A 5,925-nucleotide genomic window follows, 5' to 3' on the forward strand; every position below is an offset into this window, starting at 1 on the left:
AAGGAGGACATTTTGATTAATAAATACCCCGGGACATTTTGATTAATAATTTGCATCGTAAAGTATAAATTCATACTGCTTTTAGGTTTTAATTAAATATTTAGCAGTATTTATATAATAAGTTTATATTTTAGGGTGCTAATTTTGGTAAATATTATACATTTATGGTGCTTTAAATAAAAATTTAATATATTTACTGTTGTAAGGTATAAAAAACACCATTAAAATAGTGCTTAATTATCTTGAATTCACAAGGTGTGGGTCCTTTATAGTATAATTATAATATTAAAGAAATAGATTTTAAAGAGACATTAAATATTTTAATTAAATTCATAAAAAACACACAGGAGTAAAATGGAAACATATAAAAAATCTAAATACTGAAAAAAATATTTAAAAATATCTAAAAAAGACGGATGTTTTACTACAAAAAGATGAGAAGAATTAGGATTTACTCGTAGTTTTTTAAATTCACTAATAAAATATAATATAATTAAAAAATATTCAAAAGGTGTATATTATGATGTTAAATTTCACGATAATTGTTGAAATGAAGAATATTATTTATTTTATTTAGCAAATCCTAAGATAATTTATAGTCATTTTTCAAGTGCTTATTTAAATTGTATGATAAATGATTCAGAATATTATCACTATGCTATACCTATAAACTATAAAGTAGATAAAACAAACTTAAAATCTAAAAATGAACAACCTTTTATATATTAAAATCGATATATTAATATAGGTAAAATTCTTTATACTGATAATTATGGGCATAAATTTCACATATATGATAAAGAAAGAACATTAATTAATTTATATTTATCAAAAAATATTATGGATTATGAATTATATTTAAATTGTTGAAATTATTATACATATGAAAGTGAAGAACCTATTAACTTAGAGAGATTAATGTATTATGCTAAATTATTTAATATTGAAATTGAAATAGAATATGAATTAAAACTTTTCCCAGATTATAGATTTTTTTCGGTTAAATCCGAATTTTTTTGTATTAATTTTTACCAATCATATATAACCTAAAAAACTCTACGCATTATATTAACTAAAACCTACTCTGTAACGTCCATGCGTTCGCTATAATCAACGAGAATACTTTGGGAGTATAAATACACCATCCAGAAATTACCGTTGAAAAAATAGGTGTTTTTGTGCGTTTTTAAAAATTAAATAAAAAAGATGCCAGGCATCTAAATATATCACTGTGGATTTTACAATCACTTAGCATCTAAATATATTAAAATATATCACTATCTTCATTAAAATAACTTAATTTTTGATTCTCTATTTCTTTTGGACTTACTGCGTTATTTTCTACTAACCTATTTAATCTTTTATCTTCCACTAACCTATTTAATCTTTTATCTTCTAATAAATCATCTATTTTATCTAACGAAACATCATTATTTTTACTTTCAATTTTTTTAGTTCCTTGATTGTTAATTAATTTATTTTGGTTAGAACCTTGGGATAAATAGTTTTGACTCATATCAATATTAATTATTTTAGAAATGTTATCACTATTATCAGTGTTATTAATTGTTGTGGTGTAAGTTTGAGTTAAATAATTAGAAATAATAGGTGCGTATTGTGAATATAAGTTATTATATAGCGAATTTTCTTTTCTTCTAATTAACGTTCAATCTCATAAATAATATAAAGTTATCATTACTACTTGAAACATTCAAAATCATATAGATAAATTTAACTTGCTAAATCGACTAACTATTATAATCCCGTAAAATACAATCATAATAAATAATAAATGTTGGATTTAAATAAGGCAAAATAGGTTAATATTTAATTTTCAACTATAAAACACAGGAAAATAAAGAATTTAGTAAAAAAACAAAAATTTCTTACACTTCCTACACTACCTGAATAAAAATTTATTTATATTCTAACTGATGTGAATCCACATAAATCTTGTATTTCTAAAAATATTTTTACTTGATTTTTTAATATAATTTCTAATTCAAACAAATCTAAAGTATTATTTTTAAAAAACTCATATAAATAATTACTAAATTCACTACTGTCTAATTGTTTTTTATTACGATAATATTTATATTTTTTTATAAACTCTAATTCTTTACTATTATTCATTGAAAATCCTTTGTAGTAATTCTTGTAATTTATTTAGTATCTCTTCTAATTTTAAATCTCTTTTAATATTAATTTTATAAATATCTCATAATTTTTGTATATTATTTGAATTTTTAACTTTAAGAATTGTATTAATCATAGTATTTATATTAAAAATGGTTTTACGATGGTTAAAAACTAAATTAATTACTTGCTTTAAACTATTTATTTCTACATTATTTATTAAAAAATTAAAATCGAAGAAATCTTTAAACCTAGATGTATTCACTCCTAATTCATATAAAGAGTGTAATTTTTCAGCAAAAACAGTTTCTAAAGGAAATTCTTGTAATTTAAAAGGTTGTTTTTCTAATGTATTATAAACATTATTAACAATTTTAGGATAAATAACGTCTTTAATTGTAATATCAATATGAAAAAATGTTTCTATTTTATTTAAAGATGCTTTAAGGTATGTTCTAATGCCACCATATAATTCTTGTTCTCTAATATTTTCTGTTTTTGGTAACACTTAGAATTTAATTTATGAATTCGTTCTTATTATTTCTTTGATTTTGCTTTCAACTAAATTTATATCACTATTTAAACTTAAAAAATCAATATCTTTAGTTCATCTCTTATCTAACCCTAATTTGTTTAGTAATAGCATCCCTCCTTTAACTACAAATTCTTTATTATATTTAGATTCTGCTACTAATTTTAAAAACTCTAACATAAAAAAGGTGTTTAATGCTGTATTTGGAGGTAATTTATATTTATTATTGATATGTTTCACTTTATTTTTTACAGAATCACTATAATTTTTTATTAATTTATTACTCATATTTACTTTCTTATTTTTATTTTAAATTCGCTAATTCTCTCATTTTCTCTCAAACGCCTAAATAATTTAATATTGCTTTAATTTCATATTGAACTTTGAATTTTTTAGCATAATATAATAATCGCTTTATGTTAGTAGGATGGATAGGTTCTAATAGATAAGTTTTTCATGCTTTTAAATATATTTCTCTAATCATATTTTTTCTATCTTTATAAATATCTATTAAAGTCCTTTCCATATTGTAAATTTTTATAGGTAATCCTCACTGATTTTTTATTGTAACAACACCTAAATTTAAGAGTTTTTTATTTACATTGTAAATTTTGTATTCGGATTTAATACTTTTGTTTGAAGTGGTAAAATGATTAAGTCAAATATGATGGTCTGTTAAATTTCAGTAATATAAAGCATTTAAATGACTAACAATAACATTTTTGTGTTTGGATTGAAAAGTAAATTCTTCGTCTAAGTTAAAATAATCACAATGCACGTAAAAACCTTTTATTTTGTGTTTTTCTAATTTATTTTTTTTGTACAAATAATAAAGGTATCAAGTAGGAATATTATTATCTTTTAAAATTTTTGCACTAATTAATCCATTATATTTATTAATTAGTTTTGTAATTTGTTGTAAATGTTTCATAGTAGTCCTTAAATTTTTTGAATAATATTAAAAATCCAATTTGGTAATTTTTTAATTTTATCTGTAAAGTGTACTTTATTCTTAGTTTTAAAATTTTTTAATATTTCTATATTTTCTTGACTTATATTAGGTCCTAGTGTTTTTATGCTTTGTATAATTAAATTTTGATATAAATTAAATCCATTAATTAAATTATTGCTTGTTTTTTTGAAAACAATATCTCAATTTTTATATTTGTATTTTTTATAGTTTCAATTTGTTAAAAATAAACAAACATTTGGTACTTGAGTTGAAATACCTGTCATATTCAATGCAGTATTTCCTGTAGGAGTTAAAATAAAATCATACTTTTTTGCAATTTTTTCTGCCAGTTCTATAGGAGAAGGCAAAGAATATTCATCTAATAGTCTTATATAATTTGGATAAACAAAAAAACCTCTCATTAAGTGTTGAATTTTACCTTTGTTTTTTAATCGTAACAAAGCAGATTTTATTGTATTTACAGAAGCTAAATTTAGAAAATCAGAAACAGTAAATATTTGTCCCCTATTTTTATACATTATTTCTTCTATTTGTTTACTTATCATATTTTTCCTTTATTTCTTTATTTTGCACTAAATAACATAAACTTTTTGGTGAATTTATACAAAATTATTATATCACAATCTTACATTTTTGCACCAAATAATATATACTTTTTGGTGCATTTTTATAATGAATATTTATATATTTTTTATGATTAATAAAGGAAAAATAAAGAATTTAGTAAAAAAACACAAACAAGTTTGTTTGTGTTTGTAATTTATCTTTATTATTTTTTGTTTAATGCATATTGAACTAATGTTTTAACCATTACACCCATAGGTTTTTCACCTGTTTCTGCTGTTCCAGCAATGTCTAAATGAGCAAAATATTTTCCTTCTGCAAATTCTTTTAAGAACATAGCAGCAGAAATAGAACCACCATTTCCAGTTAAGTCAGTATTTTTTAAATCTGCTACTGTTGAACCTTTAATAAATTTAGCAAAATCATCGTGTAAAGGCATTCTTCAAATTAATTCGTTTTGTTGTTTTGCAGCTTCATCTAATTTATTTCATAAGCAATCACAAGTTGAGAATGTTCCTGTGAATGTATGTCCAAGAGCAACTAAAATAGCACCTGTTAATGTAGCTACTGTAATAACTGCTGTTGCTTTTAAATTTCTAATAGCATATGTCATTCCATCAGCAAGAACTAATCTTCCTTCAGCATCTGTATTATTGATTTCAACTGTTTTTCCATTCATTGAAGTTCAAACAGCATCTGGTAAATTAGCATCGCCATTTACTCTGTTGTCTGTAATTGCTAATACTGCAGCAACGTTTGCTTTAGGATTTAATTGTGCTATCGCATTTAATGCAGAAGCTACTATTGCAGCTCCTGACATATCATATTTCATTCCAAGCATACTTCTTCCGGTTTTAATGTTGTAACCACCAGAGTCAAAAGTAATACCTTTCCCAACAAATGCAACTTTTTCTTCTGAATCAGGATTTCCATTGTATTCAATAGCAACTAATCTTGGTTCATACATAGAACCTTTATTTACTGATAATAAAAGTCCCATTCCAAGTTTTTCAATTTCTTTTTTGTTTAATACAGTTACTTTTAAGTTTTTAAATTGTGAAACTTGCTCTTTAACTTTTTCGGCTAATCATTCTGAGTTACAAATGTTTGGAGGGGTTGCTTGTAAATTTCTTGCAAAATTTACTGATTCAACTAATACTTTTGTTTTTTTAAGTTCAGCATCTAAAGAACTTAAATTACTTACTAAAACATATAAATCGTTTTTTTCTTCTTTTTTGTTTGTTTTTACGTTGTAAATATTTGCATTTACAAATTCATATTTTTCTAATAATCTTGTTGCAAGTGTTGTTAATGAAACTTCTTCATTTACAAAACTTTCAAGTTTGACTTCATAAACTCTTGGTAATGAAACAAGTTTATCTAATAAAGAATCTAAATCACTTAATTTAAACTCTGATTTATCTCCTAAAAACATTACAGCTTTTTTCTCTGTAATAAATTCAGTTAAAGCGAATTTTTTTTCAATAACATTTGAATCAAACTTTTCACCTTTGAATACAGCTTCAAGTGAAAAGTTAGAATTTGTTAATTTTTCTATAAATTTAATCATTTTTCTCCTATTCTTATAATAAATATATTTTAAACTTTTTTTTAAATTTTTATCTTTTTTTATTAAAAAAAGCATAAACAAATTATTAAATGTTTATGCTTAATTGTAAGATCAAGTGCACCACTTTAAAGTAAAATTTAAAGTATGGGA

Annotated in this window: 8 protein-coding genes; 1 reads left to right on the forward strand and 7 read right to left on the reverse strand. The window is 22.6% G+C overall.

Annotated elements, in window-relative coordinates:
• Window positions 1–354 precede the first annotated feature (354 nt).
• A complete protein-coding gene (locus ACXX88_RS03915; protein ID WP_458559643.1) occupies window positions 355–729 on the forward strand; it encodes a hypothetical protein in 375 nt (124 codons plus the stop codon).
• A gap of 535 nt (window positions 730–1,264) precedes the next feature.
• Here ACXX88_RS03915 and ACXX88_RS03920 read toward each other — a convergent pair.
• The 7 genes from ACXX88_RS03920 to ACXX88_RS03950 form a co-directional block, all read right to left on the reverse strand.
• Window positions 1,265–1,711 carry a hypothetical protein gene (locus ACXX88_RS03920; RefSeq protein ID WP_458559644.1) on the reverse strand — a complete coding sequence of 149 codons (447 nt, stop codon included), beginning with the start codon at window positions 1,709–1,711 and terminating at the stop codon, window positions 1,265–1,267.
• 209 nt (window positions 1,712–1,920) lie between these two features.
• Entirely contained in the window at window positions 1,921–2,133 is a 213-nt protein-coding gene (locus tag ACXX88_RS03925) for a hypothetical protein (RefSeq protein ID WP_458559645.1), read from the reverse strand.
• Complete coding sequence (locus tag ACXX88_RS03930; protein WP_458559646.1) at window positions 2,126–2,644, reverse strand: nucleotidyl transferase AbiEii/AbiGii toxin family protein; 519 nt, start codon at window positions 2,642–2,644, stop codon at window positions 2,126–2,128. Before ACXX88_RS03930 ends, ACXX88_RS03925 begins: the two co-directional genes overlap by 8 nt.
• Window positions 2,645–2,656: 12 nt before the next feature.
• Entirely contained in the window at window positions 2,657–2,956 is a 300-nt protein-coding gene (locus tag ACXX88_RS03935) for a nucleotidyl transferase AbiEii/AbiGii toxin family protein (protein ID WP_458559647.1), read from the reverse strand.
• Window positions 2,957–2,972: 16 nt separating this feature from the next.
• Window positions 2,973–3,599, reverse strand: coding sequence for a type IV toxin-antitoxin system AbiEi family antitoxin domain-containing protein (locus ACXX88_RS03940; RefSeq protein ID WP_458559648.1), 627 nt, complete (start codon window positions 3,597–3,599; stop codon window positions 2,973–2,975).
• Between the two features lie 8 nt (window positions 3,600–3,607).
• Window positions 3,608–4,186 (reverse strand): DUF6088 family protein, encoded by a 579-nt coding sequence (locus ACXX88_RS03945; RefSeq protein WP_458559649.1) that lies wholly within the window; start codon window positions 4,184–4,186, stop codon window positions 3,608–3,610.
• 224 nt (window positions 4,187–4,410) lie between these two features.
• A complete protein-coding gene (locus ACXX88_RS03950; protein ID WP_458559650.1) occupies window positions 4,411–5,775 on the reverse strand; it encodes a M17 family metallopeptidase in 1,365 nt (454 codons plus the stop codon).
• Window positions 5,776–5,925: the final 150 nt, after the last annotated feature.

The organism is Mycoplasma sp. 5370, from assembly GCF_054343435.1.